The sequence below is a fragment of the Streptomyces sp. CB01201 genome (genome assembly GCF_002803085.1).
GTDB classification, from domain to species: Bacteria; Actinomycetota; Actinomycetes; order Streptomycetales; family Streptomycetaceae; genus Streptomyces; species Streptomyces hundungensis.
In genome coordinates this window covers 433,590-454,971 of sequence record NZ_NNBJ01000002.1, presented here as the reverse complement: position 1 = coordinate 454,971, position 21,382 = coordinate 433,590, and the positions used below count along the sequence as shown (strand labels likewise).

Annotated in this window: 19 protein-coding genes; 8 read left to right on the top strand and 11 right to left on the bottom strand. The window is 73.2% G+C overall.

Annotated features, from left to right (window positions below; genetic code table 11):
• Positions 1–46: 46 nt before the first annotated feature.
• Positions 47–1,267 (bottom strand): amidohydrolase family protein, encoded by a 1,221-nt coding sequence (locus CG740_RS06665; protein ID WP_100574009.1) that lies wholly within the window; start codon positions 1,265–1,267, stop codon positions 47–49.
• A 218-nt stretch (positions 1,268–1,485) separates the two neighbouring features.
• Between CG740_RS06665 and CG740_RS06660 the strand changes: the two genes are divergently transcribed.
• Both CG740_RS06660 and CG740_RS06655 read left to right on the top strand, forming a co-directional pair.
• Positions 1,486–4,497 (top strand): AfsR/SARP family transcriptional regulator, encoded by a 3,012-nt coding sequence (locus tag CG740_RS06660; RefSeq protein WP_100574008.1) that lies wholly within the window; start codon positions 1,486–1,488, stop codon positions 4,495–4,497.
• A gap of 206 nt (positions 4,498–4,703) precedes the next feature.
• A complete protein-coding gene (locus CG740_RS06655) occupies positions 4,704–4,907 on the top strand; it encodes a hypothetical protein (protein WP_234376101.1) in 204 nt (67 codons plus the stop codon).
• A gap of 239 nt (positions 4,908–5,146) precedes the next feature.
• Here the strand turns inward: CG740_RS06655 and CG740_RS06650 are convergent, their stop codons facing one another.
• From CG740_RS06650 to CG740_RS06640, 3 genes are read right to left on the bottom strand one after another with little or no spacing between them, the layout of a single operon-like run.
• Positions 5,147–5,518, bottom strand: a complete 372-nt coding sequence (locus tag CG740_RS06650) for a fic family toxin-antitoxin system, toxin component (protein WP_100574006.1) — start codon at positions 5,516–5,518, stop codon at positions 5,147–5,149.
• Positions 5,515–5,733 carry a hypothetical protein gene (locus CG740_RS06645; protein WP_100574005.1) on the bottom strand — a complete coding sequence of 73 codons (219 nt, stop codon included), beginning with the start codon at positions 5,731–5,733 and terminating at the stop codon, positions 5,515–5,517. Before CG740_RS06645 ends, CG740_RS06650 begins: the two co-directional genes overlap by 4 nt.
• Before the next feature lie 32 nt (positions 5,734–5,765).
• Positions 5,766–7,358: a FadD3 family acyl-CoA ligase gene (locus CG740_RS06640; protein WP_100574004.1), complete on the bottom strand. Its 1,593-nt coding sequence runs from the start codon at positions 7,356–7,358 to the stop codon at positions 5,766–5,768.
• A gap of 94 nt (positions 7,359–7,452) precedes the next feature.
• Here CG740_RS06640 and CG740_RS06635 point away from each other — a divergent pair, with 94 nt between their 5' ends.
• The 3 genes from CG740_RS06635 to CG740_RS06625 are packed head-to-tail and all read left to right on the top strand — an operon-like array spanning position 7,453 to position 9,806.
• Positions 7,453–8,601 (top strand): lipid-transfer protein, encoded by a 1,149-nt coding sequence (locus CG740_RS06635; protein WP_100574003.1) that lies wholly within the window; start codon positions 7,453–7,455, stop codon positions 8,599–8,601.
• A gap of 3 nt (positions 8,602–8,604) precedes the next feature.
• The gene (locus tag CG740_RS06630) at positions 8,605–9,036 is read left to right on the top strand and encodes a Zn-ribbon domain-containing OB-fold protein (protein ID WP_100574002.1); all 432 of its coding nucleotides are present in this window, start codon (positions 8,605–8,607) and stop codon (positions 9,034–9,036) included.
• Positions 9,033–9,806: an enoyl-CoA hydratase/isomerase family protein gene (locus CG740_RS06625; RefSeq protein ID WP_100574001.1), complete on the top strand. Its 774-nt coding sequence runs from the start codon at positions 9,033–9,035 to the stop codon at positions 9,804–9,806. Before CG740_RS06630 ends, CG740_RS06625 begins: the two co-directional genes overlap by 4 nt.
• Positions 9,807–9,857: 51 nt before the next feature.
• Here CG740_RS06625 and CG740_RS39565 read toward each other — a convergent pair whose 3' ends face one another.
• Positions 9,858–10,448: a hypothetical protein gene (locus CG740_RS39565; RefSeq protein ID WP_159030246.1), complete on the bottom strand. Its 591-nt coding sequence runs from the start codon at positions 10,446–10,448 to the stop codon at positions 9,858–9,860.
• Positions 10,449–10,548: 100 nt separating this feature from the next.
• Complete coding sequence (locus tag CG740_RS06615; protein ID WP_100573999.1) at positions 10,549–11,748, bottom strand: DNA glycosylase AlkZ-like family protein; 1,200 nt, start codon at positions 11,746–11,748, stop codon at positions 10,549–10,551.
• 134 nt (positions 11,749–11,882) lie between these two features.
• Here CG740_RS06615 and CG740_RS40790 point away from each other — a divergent pair, with 134 nt between their 5' ends.
• Positions 11,883–12,722, top strand: coding sequence for a hypothetical protein (locus tag CG740_RS40790; protein ID WP_234376100.1), 840 nt, complete (start codon positions 11,883–11,885; stop codon positions 12,720–12,722).
• Positions 12,723–12,798: 76 nt separating this feature from the next.
• On the opposite strand, the gene CG740_RS06605 is transcribed toward CG740_RS40790, so the two are convergent.
• The 3 genes from CG740_RS06605 to CG740_RS06595 all read right to left on the bottom strand — a co-directional run bounded on the left by CG740_RS06605 (position 12,799) and on the right by CG740_RS06595 (position 17,040).
• A complete protein-coding gene (locus CG740_RS06605) occupies positions 12,799–13,599 on the bottom strand; it encodes a putative protein N(5)-glutamine methyltransferase (RefSeq protein ID WP_100573998.1) in 801 nt (266 codons plus the stop codon).
• 79 nt (positions 13,600–13,678) lie between these two features.
• Positions 13,679–16,039 (bottom strand): outer membrane protein assembly factor BamB family protein, encoded by a 2,361-nt coding sequence (locus CG740_RS06600; protein WP_100573997.1) that lies wholly within the window; start codon positions 16,037–16,039, stop codon positions 13,679–13,681.
• Positions 16,040–16,248: 209 nt separating this feature from the next.
• On the bottom strand, positions 16,249–17,040 hold the full coding sequence (locus tag CG740_RS06595; RefSeq protein WP_100573996.1) for a VOC family protein: 792 nt from the start codon (positions 17,038–17,040) through the stop codon (positions 16,249–16,251).
• Between the two features lie 475 nt (positions 17,041–17,515).
• Between CG740_RS06595 and CG740_RS06590 the strand changes: the two genes are divergently transcribed.
• Positions 17,516–18,163, top strand: coding sequence for a TetR family transcriptional regulator (locus CG740_RS06590; protein WP_100573995.1), 648 nt, complete (start codon positions 17,516–17,518; stop codon positions 18,161–18,163).
• 154 nt (positions 18,164–18,317) lie between these two features.
• On the opposite strand, the gene CG740_RS06585 is transcribed toward CG740_RS06590, so the two are convergent.
• Together CG740_RS06585 and CG740_RS06580 are read right to left on the bottom strand one after the other, a co-directional pair.
• Positions 18,318–18,776: a nitroreductase/quinone reductase family protein gene (locus tag CG740_RS06585; RefSeq protein ID WP_100574273.1), complete on the bottom strand. Its 459-nt coding sequence runs from the start codon at positions 18,774–18,776 to the stop codon at positions 18,318–18,320.
• 38 nt (positions 18,777–18,814) lie between these two features.
• The gene (locus tag CG740_RS06580) at positions 18,815–20,002 is read right to left on the bottom strand and encodes an acyl-CoA dehydrogenase family protein (protein ID WP_100573994.1); all 1,188 of its coding nucleotides are present in this window, start codon (positions 20,000–20,002) and stop codon (positions 18,815–18,817) included.
• A gap of 183 nt (positions 20,003–20,185) precedes the next feature.
• Here CG740_RS06580 and CG740_RS06575 point away from each other — a divergent pair, with 183 nt between their 5' ends.
• The gene (locus CG740_RS06575; protein ID WP_100573993.1) at positions 20,186–21,367 is read left to right on the top strand and encodes a thiolase C-terminal domain-containing protein; all 1,182 of its coding nucleotides are present in this window, start codon (positions 20,186–20,188) and stop codon (positions 21,365–21,367) included.
• Positions 21,368–21,382: the final 15 nt, after the last annotated feature.

Sequence of the window (21,382 nt, the reverse complement as noted above, 5' to 3'; positions counted from 1 at the left end):
GCCGCTCCGGCAAGCAGCGGCGCCGTGCGGCCCGGCGTCCGGATCGTTACGCTCCCGTCCAGAGCCCCTCGGGGCTGAGCCCCAGCAGCTCGATCGCGTTGCCCCGCACGATCCGCTCCACCACCTCCGGCGACAGATGGCCCATCTGCGCCTCCCCCACCTCCTTCGACTTGGGCCAGGTCGAGTCGGAGTGCGGGTAGTCGGTCTCGTACAGGACGTTGCCGACGCCCACCGCGTCCAGGTTCTTCAGGCCGAACGCGTCGTCGAAGAAGCAGCCGTACACATGCTCCGCGAAGAGTTCGGACGGCGGCCGGTGGACCTTGTCGGCCACCCCGCCCCAGCCGCGGTTCTCCTCCCAGACCACGTCCGCGCGTTCCAGGATGTACGGGATCCAGCCGATCTGGCCCTCGGCGTACATGATCTTCAGCCGGGGGAAGCGTTCGAACTTGCCGCTCATCAGCCAGTCGACCATCGAGAAGCAGCAGTTGGCGAAGGTGATGGTGGAGCCGACCGCCGGCGGGGCGTCCGGCGAGGTGGAGGGCATGCGGCTGGAGGAGCCGATGTGCATGGCGATGACCGTGCCGGTCTCGTCGCAGGCGGCGAGGAAGGGGTCCCAGTCGTCGGTGTGGATGGAGGGCAGGCCGAGGTGCGGGGGTATCTCGGAGAAGGCCACCGCGCGCACTCCGCGCGCGGCGTTGCGGCGGACCTCCGCGGCCGCCAACTCGGCGTCCCACAACGGGATGAGCGTGAGCGGGACGAGGCGGCCGTGCGCCTCGGGGCCGCACCACTCGTCCACCATCCAGTCGTTGTAGGCCCGCACCGAGAGCAGCCCGAGTTCGCGGTCGGGGGCTTCGGTGAAGGTCTGGCCGCAGAACCGGGGGAAGGTCGGGAAGCACAGGGCCGACTGGACGTGGTTGACGTCCATGTCGGCGAGCCGGGCCGGGACGTCGTACGAGCCCGGGCGCATCTGCTCGTACGTGATGACCTCCAGCTTTATCTCGTCCCTCGCGTAGCCCACCGCCGTGTCCAGGCGGGTCAGCGGGCGGTGCAGGTCCTCGTACACCCACCAGTCGCCGATCGGTCCGTCGTCGCCCTTGGCGCCCATGACCGGTGCGAACTTGCCGCCCAGGAAGGTCATTTCCTTCAGGGGGGCCCGCACGATGCGCGGTCCGATGTCGCGGTACTTCGACGGGAGGCGGTCCCGCCAGACGTTGGGGGGCTCCACCGTGTGGTCGTCCACCGAGATGATCTTCGGGAAGGTCTCCATGCCGTTTACGGTAGACCCGATCTGACGATCCGTCAGCTAGTTGGGCCGCCCCTCCTGCCCCGCCCCGGCCGCCAAGTCCGCCGACGGGGGCCTGCGATGAGTGTGCAGACCATGTGTCTAGGCCTTGTGCAGAGCGTCACCCGTTGCTGACGCGGCCCCTCCGGACAGGGCAGACTGGCGGGGAGCAATCCAGGAGTACGGGGGTACAGGGGGCAGCTATGGACCGTGACGGCGAGCCGCGCGTACCGGAGCAACGCGCTCCGGTGCCGCCGCCGCAGCACGCGACGGGGCAGCCCGGCGAGCGGACACCCGGGCCGGCCCCGCAGGCCGCCGGGGCCGGGCTCCGCTTCGGTGTCCTCGGACCGGTACGGGCCTGGCGCGGCGATGAGGCGCTGCCGTCCGGCTCCCCGCAGCAGCGCGCCCTGCTCGCCGCCCTGCTGCTGCGGGACGGCCGCACCGCCACCGCCGCCGAACTCATCGACGCCATCTGGGGCGAGGACCCGCCCTCGCAGGCGCTGGCCGCGATCCGTACCTACGCCTCGCGGCTGCGCAAGGTCCTCGACCCGGACGTGCTGGTCAGCGAGTCCGGCGGGTACGCGATCCGGCCCGCGGCCGCCACCCTCGACCTCACCGCGGCCCAGGAGCTGGCGACGGCCGCCGAGAAGGCGCGGGCCGGCGGCGAGAAGGGCCGCGCCCGCGATCTGCTGAACGCCGCGCTCGCGCACTGGGACGGCGAGCCGCTGGCCGGGGTGCCGGGACCGTACGCCGAGAACCAGCGCACCCGGCTCGCCGAGTGGCGTCTCCAGCTCATCGAGGCGCGCCTGGACCTCGACCTGGAGGCGGGCTGCCATGCCGAGGCCGTCTCCGAGCTGACCGCCCTGACCGCGGCACAGCCGCTGCGCGAGCGGCTGCGCGAACTGCTGATGCTGGCCCTGTACCGCAGCGGCCGCCAGGCCGAGGCCCTCGCCGTCTACGCGGACACCCGCCGGCTGCTCGCCGACGAGCTGGGCGTCGACCCGCGGCCCGAGCTGGCCCACCTCCAGCAGCGCATCCTGCGGGCCGACCAGGATCTCGCGCGCCCGCCCGTCGACGCACCCGCGGCCGCCGCACCCGCACCGGTCCGCCCGGCCCAACTGCCCGCTTCCGTACCGGACTTCACCGGCCGGGCCGCGTTCGTGCGGGAGCTCACCTCGCGGCTCGCGGACGCCGGGACGACGGTGATGGCGGTGTCCGCGCTCGCCGGGATCGGGGGCGTCGGCAAGACCACCCTCGCCGTGCACGTGGCGCACGCGGCCCGCCCCCACTTCCCCGACGGCCAGCTCTACGTCGACCTCCAGGGCGCGGGCCAGCACTTCGCCGAGCCGGACACCGTGCTCGGCGCGTTCCTGCGCGCCCTCGGCACCCCGGACTCGGCGATCCCCGAGTCGATGGAGGAGCGGGCCGCCCTGTTCCGCTCCACGCTCGACGGCCGCCGGGTCCTGGTGCTGCTCGACAACGCCCGGGACGCGGCGCAGATCCGGCCGCTCCTGCCGGGCACGGCGGGCTGCGCCGCACTGGTCACCAGCCGCATCCGGATGGTCGGCCTGGCCGGCGCGCACCTCGTCGACCTGGACGTGATGTCCCCCGAGGAGGCGCTCCAGCTGTTCACCAGGATCGTCGGCGAGGAGCGGGTGTCCGCCGAGCGCGAGGCCTCCCTGGACGTGGTGGGCGCCTGCGGCTTCCTGCCGCTCGCCATCCGCATCGCCGCCTCCCGGCTCGCCGCGCGCCGCACCTGGACCGTCTCCGTGCTGGCCGCGAAGCTCGCGGACGAGCGCCGCCGGCTGGACGAACTCCAGGCCGGCGACCTCGCGGTCAAGGCGACCTTCGAGCTCGGCTACGGCCAGCTGGAACCCGCCCAGTCCCGCGCCTTCCGGCTGCTCGGGCTGCCCGACGGGCCCGACATCTCGCTGGCCGCGGCGGCCGCCGTCCTCGACCTCCCCGAGCAGGAGACCGAGGACATCCTGGAGTCGCTCGTCGACACGTCCCTGGTGGAGTCGGCCGCGCCCGGCCGCTACCGCTACCACGACCTCGTCCGCCTCTATGCGCGCTCCTGCGCCGAGCGCGACGACCTGCCCCCGGCGGAACGCGAGTCGGCCCTCTCCCGCCTGCTCGACTTCTACCTCGCGACGGCGTCCGGGGTGTACGCCCTGGAGCGCCCGGGCGACCGCCTGGTAGACCATCTGGAGCCCACCACCTACCGGGGTCTGTCCTTCGGCGACCGCCACCGCGCGCAGGACTGGCTGTACGCGGAGGCCGACCCGCTGCTCGCCTGCGTACGCCAGCTGTCGGGGCCCGGCACGCTGCGCCGGGCCGTCGACCTGCTGTACGCGGCGCTCGACCTGGGCGAGTCCGGCGCCAACTCGCGGCAGTACGAGGCGACCGCCGAGGCCGTGCGCGAGGCCGCCCGCACCCGGGGCGACACCCAGGCCGAGGGGCGGGCGGTGATGACCCTGGCCAATGTGCACCAGCTGGCCGGCCGGTTCGAGCACGCCGACCACGAGGCACAGGAGGCCATGCGCCTGGCCGGTCCCACACACGATCCGCTGCCGCTGTGCTGGGCCTCCAACGCACGCGGCATCATCGCGCTCTACCAGAACCGGCCCACCGACGGCGAAGGTCATCTCACGCGCGCCATCGAGGCGTTCCGGGCCGACGCCAACCGGCCCGGCGAGGCCAGCGCGCTGTGTAACCTGTCCCGTATCCACCTGGCGATGGGCCGCACCGCGAGCGCGGTCACCCTCGCCCAGGAGGGCATCGACATCTACGACGCGATGGGGCACGAGCTGCGCGGCGCCAACGGCCGTTACGCGCTGGGGCTCGCGCTCACCAAGAGCGGTCAGCTGCGCGCGGCGGCGGACCGGCTCAACGAGGCGCTGGCCGTCTTCCGGGACAGCCGGCAACGGCTGTGGGAGGGCATGACGCTGTTCCGGCTCGCGGAGGTGGACCTCGCGGGCAGGCGGCCCGCGCAGGCGGCGGCCAACGCCGAGATGGCGCTCACGGTGCTGCGCGGCATCGGCGGGGAGTGGCGGCGGGGCAATGTGCTCACCGTGCTCGGCCAGGCCCTGGCCGGCATAGGGCACGCGGGCCGGGCGCAGGTCTGCTGGCGCGACGCACTGGCCATCTTCGAGGAGCTGGGCTCGCCGGAGGCGGACCAGGTACGCGCTCTGCTCAGCCCCGTGGCGGCCGCATAACGCCCCCAGTCAGCGCGTTCATTGAACGTTTATCGGGGTCCGGCATTGTCTTACGTGTCGGCCCGCCGCGTCGGGGGGCGCGCGAGCCGACCGGAAGGCCGGACTCCACCTGTCGGCCTGGCAAGCCCGTCCGGCCACCCTCGGGGGAGTGGCCGGACGGTTTCGCCTCTTCCATCAGGCAGCGTCATCAACGGGAGATGAGAAACATGGGCGACGTGAAGAAGAACGAGCCGCCGATCGTCACGCCGCAGGACCAGCACGCCACGGACGAACCCGCCATCGCCACGCTCGACCAGCATGCGACCGGATCCCCGATCACCACGTTCGACCAGCACGCCACGGACGAACCGGCGATCACCACCATGGACCAGCACGCCACCTCGGAGCCCTTCAGGGCATCGGCCCAGTAGGACCGTCCGAGCGGGACCGGCCGCGGCGGCACGGAGGGGAGCCGCCACGGCCGGGTTATTCGGGGGATACGGGGGCCCGGGGGATACGGGGGACGGGGGACGCCCGGGGGATACGGGGGATACGGGGGAACAACTACGCGGTGCGGGTCCGCTGGGGGGCGGGTCCGTACGGCTTCACGACGCGGTGCGGGCCCGCTGGGGGTGGGTCCGCACCGCGGCACGTCCGGACGGCCTGCGCCTCACACTGCCCAGGTTTTGAGAACGGCCGCCACGCTGTGGGCGGTGCAGGTGTCCTTCTTCAGCTCGGCAGCAAGGGCGGAGACCCGCCGCTGGTCGAGTTTGGCGGGGACACCCGAGGCGATCAGGTAGGCGTGGGCCACCGCCACCGCCACCCGCAGGTTGGACCGCTCCAGCCACCGCATCCGGCCGAGGGTGTGCGCAAGCGCCGCGGCCCGGGCGTAGACACCCTGGTACACGTCCTGGCCCACCAGCACTGCCCGGTGCCGCTCGACGGCCGCGATGGGCACGCCGTAGTCGTCGATGGCGGGATCGTCCTGACCGGCGCGCTGGGCCACCTCCAGGATCCACGCCAGGTCGATGGTGACGTTCACTCGCCAGGAGCCCCTTCGATCTCATCGATCAAGTCGCCGTAGTGGTCGAGGACTTCCTGGGCGGCGGCCATGAAAACGGCACGGAGCTGCTCGTTGTCGTTCCGGATCAGCTGCTCGACGTACTCGTTGACCGCTATGCGTCGGGTGGCTGCCGCCTGTCGGGCCATCTCGGCAGTCTCGTCATCCATACGAATGTTGATCTGAGTCTTGGCCATGAGGCCAAGGTACCACCTGATACCAGGATCGACTATCCCCTGGCACCAGAGGATCGCAACTCCCCCTTCACCACCTTCCCGCTCGCGTTCCGCGGGAGTTCCGGCACGAACTCGACCTCCCTCGGCACCTTGTAGTTGGCCATCTCGCGGCGGGACCAGGCGATCAGGTCGTCGGCGGTCAGGGGCGAGCCGGGGCGGCGGACGACGTAGGCGCGGCCCACTTCGCCCAGGCGCGGGTCGGGGACGCCGATCACCGCCACGTCCGCCACCTCCGGGTGCAGGCCCAGGAGTTGCTCTATCTCCGCCGGGTAGGCGTTGAAGCCGCCGACGATGAACATGTCCTTGATCCGGTCGGTGATGCGCAGGTTGCCGGCCTCGTCCAGGACGCCGATGTCCCCCGTGTGCAGCCAGCCGTCCGGGTCGATCGCCCGGGCCGTCTCCGCCGGGTCCTCGAAGTAGCCCCGCATGACGTTGAAGCCGCGTACCAGGATCTCGCCGGGCTCCCCCGGCCCGGCCAGGACGCGGACCTCGGTGCCGGGTATCGCGCGGCCGGAGGTGGCGGCGATGACGCCGGCCGGGTCGCCGCGGCGGCACATCGTGACGATGCCGCTCGCCTCGGACAGGCCGTACGCGGTCAGGACGGTGTCCACGCCCAGCTCGCCGCGCAGCCGCTCGACCAGGCGCAGCGGCACCACCGCCGCCCCGGTCACCACCAGGCGCAGGGCGCTGAGGTCGTGCTGGTCGCGGGTGGGGTGGTCCAGGAGGGACTGGTGGAGGGTGGGCGGTCCGGGCAGTACGGAGATGCGTTCGGCGGCGATGTTGGCGAGGGCGGTGTCGATGTTGAACACGGGCTGCGGCACCATCGTCGCGCCGCGCATCAGACAGGCGATGATGCCCGCCTTGTAGCCGAAGGTGTGGAAGAACGGGTTCACGATCAGATACCGGTCGCCCTCGCGCAGCCCCGCCAGCTCCGACCAGATCGCATAGCCGCGCAGCGTCTGCGCGTGGGTGATCACCGCGCCCTTGGGGCGGCCCGTGGTGCCGGAGGTGTAGACGATGTCGGAGGGCGCGTCCGGGGCGATGGCGTCGGCGCGGGCCGCGACCTCCGCGCCCGGGACCCCCTCCCCGCCCGCCAGGAAGTCTTTCCACGTACGGAAGTTGTCGGGGGCGTCGTCCGAGAGGACGACCACCTGCTCCAGGTGCGGGAGCGAGGGCAGCGGGCCGGGCCCGGGCCCCTCGGCGGTCGCGCGGCGCAGCGAGGCCACGTAGGAGGTGCCGAGGAAGGTGCCCGTCACGAACAGCAGCTTGGCTCGACTGCTGTCGAGGACGTACGCCGCCTCCGCGCCCTTGAACCGGGTGTTCAGCGGCACCAGGACCGCCCCCGCCGTGACCGCGCCGAGCGCCGAGACGATCCAGTCGGCGGTGTTGGGCGCCCAGATGGCGACCCGGTCGCCGGGCTCGACACCGGCCGCGATACAGGCCGCCGCCGCGCGCTCCACCCGCTCCCCCAGCTCCGCGTACGAGAGGCGGCCACGGCCCTCGACCACCGCCTCGCGCTCGCCGTAGCGGACGGCAGCGCCGCGCACCAGCTTCGCGATCGTGCCCCACTCCAGGTCGCCGCGCATCAGAAGCCCCCTCCGTACTGGTAGCTGACTAACCGTCAGATTAGCTGTAGCCTCCTCCGCTGTCAGTACTGGTGACGCTCGTGGAGGTGGGGCCATGGCCACCCTGAAGGACGCGACAGCCATAGTCGGGATCGGGCAGACGCCGTTCGCCAAGCAACTGCCCGAGTCCGAGAAGACGTTGGCGTGCCGGGCGATCCTCGCCGCGCTCGACGACGCCGGCATCAGCCCGGCCGAGGTGGACGCGTTCGCCTCGTACACGATGGAGGAGACCGACGAGGTCGAGGTCGCCAAGGCCATCGGCGCGGGCGATGTGACCTTCTTCAGCAAGATCGGTTTCGGCGGGGGCGGCTCCTGCGCGACCGTCGGCCATCTCGCCTCCGCGATCGCCACCGGCCAGGCGAGCGTGGGCGTCGCCTGGCGCTCGCGCAAGCGCGGCAGTGGGCCGAGGCCCTGGAAGAACACGGCGGTGCAGCTGCCGACCCCGGGCCAGTGGACCCGCCCCTTCGGCCTGCTGCGGCCCGCCGACGAGATCGGCATGCTGGCCCGCCGCTACCTGCACGAGCACGGCGCCACCCGCGACCACCTCTTCAACGTCGCCCTCGCCTGCCGCAACCGCGCCAATCAGAATCCGGCCGCGATGATGTACGAGCGCCCGCTGACCCGCGAGATGTACATGACCTCGCGGTGGATCAGCGACCCGCTCTGCCTCTTCGACAACTGCCTGGAGACGGACGGGGCACTGGCGTGCGTCGTCGTCTCCGCCGAGCGGGCCCGCGACTGCCGGCAGAAGCCCGTCTACGTGCACTCCGCCGCCCAGGGCCTGCCCTCCCAGCACCACGGCATGGTCAACTACTGGAACGACGACCCGCTGACGGGACCGGCGTGGACCGCGGCCCGACACCTGTGGAAACAGGCCGACTTCGGGCCCGACGACGTCGATGTGGCCCAGATCTACGACGCGTTCACCCCGCTCATCCCGCTCTCCCTGGAGGGCTACGGCTTCTGCGGGCGCGGCGAGGGCGCCGCGTTCACCGAGGGCGGCGCGCTGGAGATCGGCGGGCGACTGCCCATCAACACCGGGGGCGGCGGCCTGAGCGAGGCCTATGTGCACGGGTTCAACCTCATCAACGAGGGCGTGAAGCAGCTGCGCGGCGTCAGCACCGCCCAGGTCCCGAACGCCGCCACCTGCCTGGTCACCGCGGGCGAAGGAGTCCCCACCTCCGCCATTCTGCTGAGGAGTTGAGAGATGCTGTCACCCGTTGTGGACGACGACGGCGCCCCCTTCTGGGAGTACGCGGCCCGCGGCGAACTCCGCGTCCAGGCCTGCGCCGCCCCCGACTGCGGCCGGCTGCGCTTCCCGCCCCGCCCCTGCTGCCCGCACTGCCAGTCCTTCGACAGCGAGTGGCGCCGGGTCTCGGGCCGCGGCCGCATCTGGTCGTACGTCTTCCCGCACCCCCCGCTGCTGCCCGACTACGCGGACCAGGCCCCCTACAACGCGGTCGTCGTCGAGCTGGCCGAGGACCCCCTGATCCGCCTGGTCGGCAACGTGGTCGCCGAACCGGACGCGCCGCTCGACTCCGTCGACCCGTCCCGGCTGAAGATCGGCGCCCGCGTGCAGGTCGCGTTCACCGAGGTCGACGGGGTGACCGTGCCGCGCTGGCTCCTGGAGCGCGCGTGAGCGTCCTGGTGACCCGCGACCCGGAGACCGGGGTCGCGATCGTCACCCTGAACCGGCCCGAGCGCCTGAACGCGATCGATCTGGAGACGGCGGCTCAACTCGCCTTCACCTGGCGGGAGTTGCGAAGCGACGACACGGTACGGGCCGTCGTCCTGACCGGCGCCGGCGAGCGGGCGTTCTGCACCGGGATCGACCGCTCGGCCGAGGTGCCGCAGCCCTCGTCCCCGTACTCCACGGACGACCCGCTGCTCGCGATCGGCCCGAAGGCGAACGACCTGTGGAAGCCGGTCGTCGCGGCCGTCCGCGGGATGGCCTGCGGCGGGGCCTTCTACCTCCTGGGCGAGGCCGAGTTCGTGATCGCCGCCGAGGACGCCGCGTTCTTCGACCCGCACACCACCTACGGGATGGTCAGCGCGTACGAGTCCATATACCTGGCGCTGCGGATGCCGTACGGCGAGGCGGCCCGGCTCGCCCTGATGGGCACGGCCGAGCGGATGTCGGCGCGGCGCGCCCACGAGATCGGCTTCGTGAGCGAAGTGACGGCTCCAGGAGGGGAGTTGGCCGCCGCCGTGCGGTGCGCCGGGACGATCGCCTCGTTCCCGACCGAGGCGGTGCAGGGAACGGTGCGCTCGCTGTGGGCGACGAGGGAGGCCACCCTCGCCCAGGCCCACTCCCGCGCCCCGGCCTTCGTCGCCCTCGGCAACCTGCCGCCGGAACGGCAGGCGGAGCTGTTCACCGCGCGCCGCTCGAAGGACTTCCGGATGCGGTGACCGGGGAGGCGCCAGGACCGCGTGTCCCGGACAAGATCCGCCGGACCGGCCCTAGGCCGTCGCCCGGGCGGCGCAGCGGCTCACCCGGGCGGCGAGTGCGGGCCTGCCCATCCGCACGTCGAGGCTCCGGGCGGCGTCCGGGCCGAGGGTCACCGAGGTGGTGGCCTGGTCGACGGTGGTGCCGGCGGCGTCGGTGAAGGTGACCGTGACCCCGTAGCTGTGGCTGCCGCTGCCCGAGCCGGTACTCACCCGCACCGTGGCAACGCCCCTCGTGTCGACCGAGGCGCAGGTCGTGACGGACGCGGAGGCGCCGGCCGTGGAGCCGGACGAGCCCCTGCCGGACGAACCGGTCGTGCTGCCCGTGGTGCTGTTGTAGCCGGAACCGGAGCCATAGCCGTAGCGGTTGCCGCTGTAGCCGCCGCCGGTGCTCGTACTGGTACCGGTGCTGGCGCCGCTGCCGCTCGCATCGCTGCCATCCGTACTGCCATCGCTGCCACTACTGCTAGAGCCGCTGCTGCTGCTCGAACTGCCGTTGCTCTTGTGCGAGTTGGAGCAGCCTCCGCCTGAACTGTGACTCGATCCGTGACCGTGACCGCCATGGCTGGAGAACCCGGTCAGCGCGAGCCCCAGACCTGCCGCCATGGCGGCGCACTTCATGCCGCGACGTATCACCGTCGCACCCCCTCCGAAGACCGGCCGACACTTTAACAGCGCCTGACCAACCGATCCGGGCGGTCAAGCATCAGGCCCCGGACCGGAGTTCGGCGATGCGCGGGGCCCGGGCCCTGGGCGAATCCAGGCTGAATCCCCGCGCATCGCCCAGCTCGTCACGGACGAACGCGGTGACCCGGTCGACTTCCGCACGCAGGGCCGCATCCGCCTTCCCGAACGCCTGCCACACGATCTCCGCGCCCTCCACGTCGTACTCCCACAATCCGACGATCCGCCCCCGGTCCACGATCGCGTGGGCCGGCAGATCGGGGCGCGCGTTCAGCGCCTTCTTCTGGAAGACCCGCTCACCGTCCGCCGGGTCGAGCAGCCGGGGCAGGTCGCGGTGGAGCAGATGGATGCCGTCGATCCCGGCGAGCAGGGCGTACGCCGGCGCCGTCGGCCGTTCGTACCCGGCGAACTCCTCGCGCAGCGCAGCGGGCAGCAGCAGTCCGCCTCCGTCGGCCACCGGCTCCAGGCCGAGACCGGCGACGGCCGCCTTCGCGGCGGCGGCGGTGAACCCGCTGAACCACCGGAAGTGCTGGAGGGACGCGGGGGCGGCCCAGTCGAAATAGCGCCGGGCCAGCTCGGCCGCGGCCCGCTCGGGCGTCCACTCCCCCGTGTCGAGACCCCAGCGCACATAGCCGTAACGCTGCTGGTCGAGGCGGCCGTTGACCGGCACCCGCCGGATCGCGCCGCTCGCCTGCAACCGGCCGAGGGCGAGCGGCAGGGGCGTGGCGAGGCTGCGCCTGCGGCCCGCGTCCCCGAGGTCCCGCACGGTGCCGCCCAGAGCGGCCTTGATCGCGGCCGGGTCCAGCGGGGTGTCACCGAGCACGGCGACGACGGCCGCGCACAGCTCGTCGACCTCCTGTCCGGTCACCCCGAGGTGCTTGGCGGCGGCCCGGATCTCGGCCTCCGGGGGTCCGGCCGCCAGGGCGAGGCCGAGCGCGAAGTCCTGGCTGGGCAGCACATACGTACAGCCGCGGGCGGAGGGCAGCTCGTGCACGTCCAGCCGGGCGACCGCCTCGTCCACGGCCGCCCGGCTCGCGCCGCAGCGGGCGTACAGGCCGAGGTAGGGAGCCGAGCCGCCCACCGAGCGGGCCCAGCCGGTGCGCGCGAGCACCTCGGCGGAGGGCCGCCCGGACAGCGCCCCGTCGAGCCCCTGCCGATGCGCCCACCAGGCACGCAGCCGCGCGCGCTCCGCCGTCGTCCCGTCCCGCGTCGCCTTCGTCATGGCGTCAGTGTCACGCGCGGGACTGACAACGGGCGAGCGCGGGACCGGCCGCCGGGACCGGCCGCCGGGTAGCGGGGCGGGCACGCCGGGCGTAGCGTCGGCAGCGAGAGCCGCTCTAGTTAGGAGGGCCGGAGATGGCCCGCAACGTCCTCGGCTCGATCCTCGCTCTCATCGGAGCGACGGCCGCCGTCTGGAGCCCCTTCCGTGCCTGGTACGACGGCCGTCACGGCAGTACCTACCGCATCGACGACCTGTTCTCGGGCGTCTCGGCCGACAAGGCCGCGGTGGCCGGCTCGGTACTGCTCCCCCTCGCCTTCGCGGCGCTGGTGGCCCTGGTGGGCCTGGCGCTGCGCTCCCGTGTGCTGGTCGCCGTGGCCGGGCTCGTCGTGCTCGGCTTCACCATCCTGTGGATGGTGCGTCAGGGGCAGGCCGCCGGCAGCCTCACGGTCGACTCATCCGGCAAGGGCCTCGGCCAGGGCGTCGCGATGGCCCTGGGCGGCGGCGTGCTGCTGCTCCTGGCGGCGGCCCTGATGTCGGGGCGGCGCCGGACCGTACGGGAGCCCGCCGGCTACGGGGTGCCGAGCGCGGACGCGCCGCGGTACGGCGCCCCCGCCGAGCGCCCGCCGGAGCCGCCCGCCGCAGCGGATCCCGCTTACGGGACCCCGGGTTACGGTGGCCCTGCTCACGGTGGCGCTGGTTACGGGGACCCCGGCGGTTACGGGAGCGCCGCTCACGATGGCCCTGGTTACGGGGGCGCGCAGGCACCGGGCCACGGCGGTCACCAGGAGCCGCCCGCGTCCGGGGACCCCGACGCGGGCACGCGTGAGTTCCCGCGGTACGGGGCCACGGACGAAGCTCCTCCCCACGGGGGCCCGCGCGAAAATCCGCGCCCCGGCACAGCGCAGGGTCCTTACGAGGGCCCGCCCCGCCGAGGCCCCTACGAGGGCCCGCACGGCCCCCCGCCGCGCGACTGACCTGACCGGTGGCCGGGCGCCGAAGGGCCGGCCACCCGCCCGAAGGGCTGGGCACCCGACGGCCCGGGCGGCGCCGCTACCGGCGCACGCCGGTCACCACGTTCGCGTACAGCTCTTCCGAGGTGACCAGGCCGGCTCGCAGGCCGCCCGCGGCCATCGCGGCGAGGGCGCCGGGCACTTGGCGCTCGCTGGTCTCGGTGAGCAGAATCCCGCCGGGGGCGAGCCAGTCGGGGGCGGCGAGGGCGACCCTGCGCATGATGTCGAGCCCGTCCGAGCCGCCGTCGAGGGCGACGAGCGGCTCGTGTTCCCGGGCCTCCGCGGGGAGCAGGCCGACCTCGTCCGAGGGGACGTAGGGGACGTTCGCGGTGAGGATGTCGATACGGCCGCGCGGCTCGGCCGGGAGCGCGTCGAAGAGGTCGCCCTCGTAGACACGGCCGCCGTACGGGGCCACATTGCGGCGGGCGCAGCGCACGGCGGCCGGTTCGATGTCGGCGGCGTACAGCTCGGTGCCGGGCAGCGCCGCCGCGAGTGCCGCGCCGAGTGCGCCCGAACCGCAGCACAGGTCCACGACGACGAGCGGCCGGGAGGCGTCGGCGAGCGACCGGGAGGCGGCGAGCGCCCGGTGCACCAGGAACTCGGTGCGGCGCCGCGGCACGAAGACACCGGGGTCCACGGCCACCCGCAGGCCGTGGAACTCGGCCCAGCCCAGGACGTGTTCGAGCGGCAGCCCCGACGCCCTGCGCTCCACCATCGAGGCGACCTGGTCGGGCCCGTCGGCGGTACCGAGTATCAACTCGGCCTCGTCCTCGGCGAATACGCACCCGGCGGCACGCAGCCGGGACACGACCTCCGACGCGATGATGGGCTCAACTGCCATAGGGGAAAGGCCCTTTCGGCCACGGCACGGACAGGCGAACGGACAGCCGGCGCGACGGCGCGCCGACAGACAGGCCTCTCTAGCGGGATCCGGAAGTGGCCGTCCCCTTCACCGCGTCCAGCGCGTACACGCACCGGTCCTTGCTGCACGCGTAGACGACCCCGGCACGCACCACGGGCGACCCCGTGATCTCACCCCCGGTGGCGAGCTTCCAGCGCAGCTGGCCCCCCGCCGCGTCCAGCGTGTAGAGGCAGTGGTCGGCCGAGCCGAAGTGGATGCGGCCGTCGGCGACGACGGGCGTGCCCACGACCTCCCCGCCCGCGGCGAAGCGCCACTTGGGGGTCGAGGTGACCGCGTCCAGGGTGTAGAGCGCGTTACCGCTGCCCACATGGACGTTGCCGTCGGCGACCAGGACCGGCTCCACGGAGTTGCGCGACTCGGTGGCGATGCGCCAGCGGTCCTTGCCGGTGGAGGCGTCCAGGGCGTACACCGTGCCGAGGTAGTCGGCGAGGTACACCCCGCCGCCCGCCACCGCGGGACCGGGCGCGAACGTGGGCGGACACAGGAAGACCGCGGGGGCCTCGAAGTGCCAGCGGACGTGCCCGGAGGCGCTGTCCACGGCGAGCACCCGGGTGCCGGCCGAGACGTACACATAGCCGTCCTGCGCGGGCGCGACCCGGACCGGGACGCCGCCGCAGGAGGCCGCGTCGCCGACCGGGTAGGACCAGCGCTCGGCGCCGGTGCGGGCGTCGAGCGCGCGCAGCCGGGCGTCCTGCCAGACGTAGACCGTGCCGTCGTGGATGGCCGGACCGGCCTCGGGGGTCTCGAAGTCGCTCTGGGCGCCGGAGAGCTCCCACAGCTTCTCGCCGTTCGCCGCCTCCCAGGCCTGGACGCCGCCGCCACGGGTGCCGGTGACGACCGTGCCCCGGTCGGCCTTCAGGGAGTACACCCAGGCGTCCGCGGACAGCCGCCACAGCTCGCCGCCGTCGCTCGCGTCCAGCGCGTACAGGCTGGGCCCGTCGGAGGCGTGGATGCGGCCGGCCTCCACGGCCATCGCCCACGCGACGTCCCGCGTCTTGAACTGGCGGCGGCCGGTACCCACGTCCAGCGCGTGCACCTCGAAGGAGGTCACGTACAGCAGGTCGCCGGCCACGGCGGGGGTGCCCCACACATCGTTCGACATACGGAAGCGCCAGGGGCGCCAGCGGCCCGGGGCTTCGGGCGGATGGGCCGGCGGCGGCACGGGCGCGGTCTGGGTGCTGACGGCCGCGGGCGCTCCGGGCCTGCGCACCCAGCCGGTCGCGGAACCGGCCTCCACGGAGACGCGGGAGGCGTCCGAGGCCCGGGGGCCCGGTCCGATGGGCACCTTCGCGCCGGGCAACCGCACCGGCTCGTCGGCGTGGACGGGCGGATAGGTGACGGCGGAACCGGCGTGCCGGGCCGCGTACGGGGGCTCCGCGGGGCGCGGCGGGGCGGGGTGGCCCGTGCGGCCGGAGCGCGGTGCCGGGTTCGGCGCGGGCTCGGCGGGCGGCAGGACGTGCATGCGGCCGCCGCCCCGGCGCTGCTCGATCATGGCCACCGAGCGGGGTGGCAGCCAGGCCGAGGCGGTCCCGCTGTCGTCCGAGCCGGAGGCGAAGAGATGGGGTGCGAGCTGGGCCTGGAGGTCCTCGGGCGAGGGGCGGTTGGGGTGCTCCATCTGCATGCAGGCCTCGATGAGCGGGCGCAGCTCGTCCGGCAGGCCGGTGATGTCGGGGCCCTCGCGCAGCAGCATGAACACGGTCTCGACGGGGTTGGCGCCGTGGAAGGGCGCGTGTCCGGTCGCGGCGAACACGAGGGTCGAGCCGAGTGAGAACACGTCGGAGGCGCCGGTGACGCTGCGCGAGTCCTTGGCCTGCTCGGGCGACATGTAGGCCGGGGTGCCCACCGCCACGTTCGTCATGGTCAGGCGGGTGTTGGAGACCCCGGACGCGATGCCGAAGTCGATCACGCGCGGCCCGTCCTCGACGACGAGGACGTTCGACGGCTTCAGGTCGCGGTGGACCAGGCCCGCACCGTGGATGGACTGGAGGGCCTCGGCGATACCGGCCGCGAGCCAGCGCACGGCCTGGGCCGGCAGCGGCCCGCACTCATTCACTATTTCTTCGAGGGAGGGCGCCGGTACGTAGGCGGTGGCGAGCCACGGCACGGGGGCGCGGGGGTCGGCGTCGACGACGGCGGCGGTGTAGAAGCCGCTGACCGCGCGGGCCGCCTCCACCTCGCGCGTGAAGCGGACCCGGAAGAGCTGGTCCTCGGCGAGTTCGGTGCGCACCGTCTTGATGGCGACGCGACGGCCCGACGCCGAGCGCGCCAGATAGACGAGGCCCATGCCGCCGGCCCCGAGCCGGCCAAGGACCTCGAAGGGGCCGATCCGCCTCGGGTCGTGCTGCGTCAGCTGCTCCACTTGCCTGCGACCTCCCCGTACGGGCCGTGCCTGAATGCGGCCCCATGCAGCGTCTCACGCGGCACCCCGATTCTCCCTGCCGGAGGTGGCCGGTGGCCAACCCGGGTCGAGACCGGGATGTTCCCGATCGATCCGGGACACCTCGGACAGCCCGGGGGCTGCACGCGTCGGTTCCGCCCGTCAGTCTTACGCGTGCCGACCCTGAGGAACTACGTGTCCCGACCCTGGAGGACGGCGAACTGGGCGCCCTGGTTGTCGGTGAGGACGGCCATCCGCCCGTACGGGATGTCGAACGGCGGCGCGGTGACCCGGCCGCCGAGCCGGACGCAGGTGGCGGAGGCGGCGTCGCAGTCGGTGACGCTGAAGTAGACGAGGAAGTGGTCGGGCAGCGCCGCGGGGAAGGCGTCCGACATCAGGCTGCGGCCGCCGATCGCGCCTTCGGGCCCCGGTTCGGTGCCGGGCAGCGACCAGGTGCGGAAGTCGGCGCCGATCTCGTCGGGGGCGCCCGGGTCGCCCCCGAGATAGCCGAAGACGGACTCGTAGAACGCGTCGGCCTGGTCCTTGTCCCGGGTGTAGACCTCGGTCCAGCAGTACGCGCCGGGCACCCGGGTCAGCTCGAAGCCGGCATGGCCCTCGCCCTGCCACAGGCCGAACACCGCGCCGCCGGGGTCCGCGGCGACCGCCAGGGTGCCGTGCGGCGGCACCGGCAGCGGGTCGGTGATCAGCCGGCCACCGGCCTCGCGGATGCGGGCGGCGAGCGCCCGCGCGTCCGGAGTGGCGAGGTAGACGGTCCAGGAGGTGGGCATCCGGCCGTCCCGCTTGGGCTGGAGGGCCGCGACACTCCTGCCGTCCTTGTAGGCGCGGGTGTAGCGCCCGTGCCGCTCCGCGGTGTCCTCGTCAAAGGTCCAGCCGAACAGCTCGCCGTAGAACCGCTTGCCAGCCGCCAGGTCGGCCAGCGAGACGTCGGCCCAGCACGGCGCGCCTTCCGGATATCCGCCCATGCGCCTGTTTCCTTCCTGAGGTGCCCCGCGGTGGGACCGTCGTGGGACCGCGTCGGGGCCAAGCTAACGAGCCATCACGTGCGACGCGGACGCATAATTCGAACATATGGCCAGATTGGGGCGTACGGCGGGTCATTCGGTCAAGTCCCGCACGGGTTGTCCACCAAAGTTGTCCACAGGGTGTTGATAACACCATTCGAGTGGCAGGCCCGGTCGTTCACGGGCGGCACGGCCTTCGCACGCCGACGGGGCGGCCCGCTGACGGCCGGAGGCCGGCCGACGGGCAGCCGGGCGGACAGCCGGCAGTCATCGGACGGACTTCAGACGTCAGACGGACATCGGACGGACGTCAGACGGCTCCTGGACGGTCACGCGGGGCGACCGGTTTCCCGCGCCCATCGGTACATACCGCCCCTGGGCCCCCATTTGCACTCGGCCGAATCGCGCTCCGATCACCCCTCGGTAAGCTGACGGCATGACAGGACAAGTACGCACCGTCGACGGCCGCGTGGCCGGCCGACGCGGGCAGGCGACACGGCAGAAGCTGCTCGACTGCCTCAGTGAAATGCTCAGCTCGTCGCCGTACCGGGACGTCAAGGTCATCGACGTGGCCCGGAAGGCGGGCACTTCACCCGCGACGTTCTACCAGTACTTCCCCGATGTCGAAGGGGCCGTCCTGGAGATCGCGGAGGAAATGGCCAAGGAGGGCGCCGGGTTGACCGCTCTGGTCGAGGGCCGCTCCTGGGTCGGGCGCGCGGGCTGGCAGACGGCGGAAGAACTCGTGGAGGGGTTCCTCGACTTCTGGCGCAAGAACGACGCCATCCTCAGGGTCGTCGATCTGGGCGCCGCGGAGGGCGACAAACGCTTCTACAAGATCCGCATGAAGATCCTGAACTCGGTCACCAACTCCCTTACGGACGCGGTCACCGAACTCCAGGCCAAGAACAAGGTCGACAAGGACGTCAGCCCCGCGGCGATGGCGGGCTCGCTCGTCGCGATGCTGGCCTCGGTGGCCTCGCACCAGAAGGGCTTCCAGACCTGGGGCGTCAAGCAGGCCGAACTGAAGCCGAACCTGGCGCTGTTGGTCCACCTGGGCATCACGGGCAAGAAGCCGACGAAGTAGCCACGGGCACGTCGGTCGATACCCAAGTCCTGTCGCGCCGACGGCGGTTCACCCCTAGGGGGGCAACCGCCGTCGGCGTTCCCGTCCCGGGCCCCCTGCGCGCCAAGGCCCGATTCCCCGCAGGCCCCGAACCCGCGCCAGGGCCCGAACCCCGTCAGGCCTCGCGCCGCTCCAGCCGGAACAGGCGTATCTCCCGCTCGATCCGGGACTGGTAAGTGGCGTACGGGGGCCAGAACTTGAGGGCAGCCTCCCACACCGCGGCCCGCTCCTCGCCCTCCAGCAGCCGGGCCCGCACCGGTATGTCCCGGCCCTTCCAGCTGATCTCGGCGTCCGGATGGGCGAGCAGGTTCGCGGTCCACGCCGGATGGCCCGGCCGCCCGAAATTGGACCCGATGAGCACCCACGAGGCCCGGCCCTCCTCGGGCATGCAGGCCAGCGGGGTGGCGCGCGGCAGGCCCGACTTGGCCCCGTACGCGGTCAGCACGGCACCGGGCAGCATCTGTGCGCTGAGGATGACCCGGCCCCGGGTGAGGCGGTGCACCGCCCGGTCCATCGCGGGCACGAAGTGCGGCGCGACCCTGGCGAACGCCCGCGTCGACGACACCTTCCGCATCAGCCGCACCCCGGGCGCGGGTCTGTCGGTCCCGGCGCTCACGCCCGCACCTCGGAGGCGGCCGGATCGAAGAGGCCGGCCTGTTCGGCGGCCCGGCCGCGCAGCCGGTCCACCGGCCCGAAGAGCAGCTCGTCGGACGCGGCCCGCTTGAAGTAGAGATGCGCCTCGTGCTCCCAGGTGAAGCCGATGCCGCCGTGCAGCTGGACCGCCTCCGACGCGGCGGACCGCAGCGCGTCGAGCCCCTGGGCGAGCGCGAGCGCCCCCGCTGCGGGGTCCCAGGCCGCGTAGTACGCCGCCGATCTGGCGGCCTGCACCTGGACGTACAGGTCCGCGAGGCGGTGCTTGACCGCCTGGAAGGAGCCGATCGCCCGCCCGAACTGCTCCCGTTCCTTGACGTACGCCACCGTCCGCTCCAGCGCCTCGCCCGCGGCCCCGACGGCCTCGGCGGCGAGACAGGCGGCGGCGGTACGCCCGGTGGCGGCGAGCGCGGCATGGATGTCGGCGGAGTCGTCGGCGCCGAGCAACTCGGCTTCCACGTCCCGCAGTTGTACGCGGGCCTGGGTGCGGGTCTCATCGAGGGTGGTGCGCCGGGTGCGCCGCAGCCCGGCCGTCCCGCCGTGCACCACGAACAGCAGGGCGCGGCTGCGGGCGAAGCCTCCGGTGTGGGCGGCGACGAGCAGCAGCTGGGCACTGTGCCCGTCGAGCACCTGGTCGGCCTCGCCGTACAGCCGCCAGGCCCCTTCGGGCGAGCGTCTGGCCTGCACTCCGCCGGCCCGGCCGCCACCGGCCCACTCGGCGTCCGTGTTCGCGCCGGTGAGCCCGAGCGCGCGGGCGAGGCCGGTGCCGGGAACGGCGAGGGTCGCGGTCCGCTCGCCACGGGCGACGAGCGGGAGCAGGGCGCGCTTCTGGGCGTCGGTGCCGAGCGCGGTGATGAGCGGGGCCGCGAGGACGGCGGTGGCGAGCAGCGGGGAGGGCAGCAGGGCGCGCCCGATCTCCTCGCAGGCCAGGGCGAGTTCGGCGGTGGTGCAGCCCACGCCCCCGTACTCCTCGGGCAGGGCGAGCCCCGGAAGCCCGAGCTCGGCGGCGAGCCGCCCCCAGAGCGCGGCGTCGTGGCCGACGGGGGTGCGCACCGCGCTCTTCACGTCCGGTGGGCCGCAGTGCTTGGCGAGCAGTTCGTGCAGGGTGCGGCGGATCTCGTCCTGTTCCGCGGTGAAGGCGGCGTCCATCCGGCGGTCTCCTCCCCCAGAGGCGAGGCCTCTGAACTGACGGGGCGTCATGTTAGGTCCGGGCCCGCCAAATGCACAGACCGGGGGAGGACCTGTCGCGACCGGGGGCGCCGCGAGCCGGGCAGCGTGCGGCAGGCGGCATTCGGCGCCGTACCGCACCCGATCTGATGTACCGTCAGATTCATGCCATCACCCTCAACGCGCCGCCCCCGCAAGGTCGCTGTGGTCGGGGTCGCGCTCTCCGACACGGGCCGGGTGGACGACGCCACCCCCTACGCCCTGCACGCCCAGGCCGCCCGGCGCGCGCTCGCGGACTCCGGGCTCGACCGCTCGGTCGTCGACGGGTTCGGCTCCGCGGGGCTCGGCACGCTCGCGCCGGTGGAGGTGGCGGAGTACCTCGGGCTCCGCCCGACCTGGGTCGACTCCACCACGGTCGGGGGCGCCACCTGGGAGGCCATGGCCGCGCACGCCGCCGACGCGATCGCGGCCGGGCACGCCAACGCGGTCCTGCTGGTGTACGGCTCGACCGCGCGCGCGGACATCAAGGCGGGGCGGCGCACCTCCAACCTGTCCTTCGGCGCGCGGGGACCGCTCCAGTTCGAGGTGCCGTACGGGCACACCCTGATCTCCAAGTACGCGATGGCCGCGCGGCGCCACATGCATCAATTCGGCACCACCGTGGAGCAGTTGGCGGAGGTGGCGGTGCAGGCGCGGGCGAACGCGGCGGCCAACCCGGACGCGATGTTCCGCGATCCGATCACCGTCGACGACGTACTGTCCGGCCCGATGATCGCGGACCCGTTCACCAAACTGCACTGCTGCATCCGCTCCGACGGGGGCTGCGCGGTGCTGCTCGCGGCCGAGGAGTATGTGCCGGACACCGCCAAGTCACCGGTGTGGGTGCTGGGTTCGGGCATGTCGGTGTCGCACACGACGATGTCGGAGTGGGAGGACTTCACGGTGTCCCCGGCGGCGGTCTCCGGCCGCCTCGCCTTCGAACGGGCCGGGGTGGGTCCGGCGGACGTGGACCTGGCGGAGATCTACGACGCGTTCACGTACATGACCCTGGTGACCCTGGAGGACCTCGGCTTCTGCGGGAAGGGCGAGGGCGGCGCGTTCGTGGAGAAGGGGCGGCTGCTGCGCACGGGTGACCTCCCGGTCAACACCGACGGGGGCGGGCTGTCGGCCTGCCATCCCGGGATGCGGGGCCTCTTCCTCCTGGTGGAGGCGGTACGGCAGCTTCGGGGGGAGGCGGGGGCGGGGCAGGTGCGTAAGGCCGGGGGGCGGCTTCCGGAGCTGGCGGTTGCGTCGGGGACGGGGGGTTGGTTCTGTTCCTCCGGAACGGTGGTGTTGGGGCGGGGCTGAGGGGGGGGGTTGGCC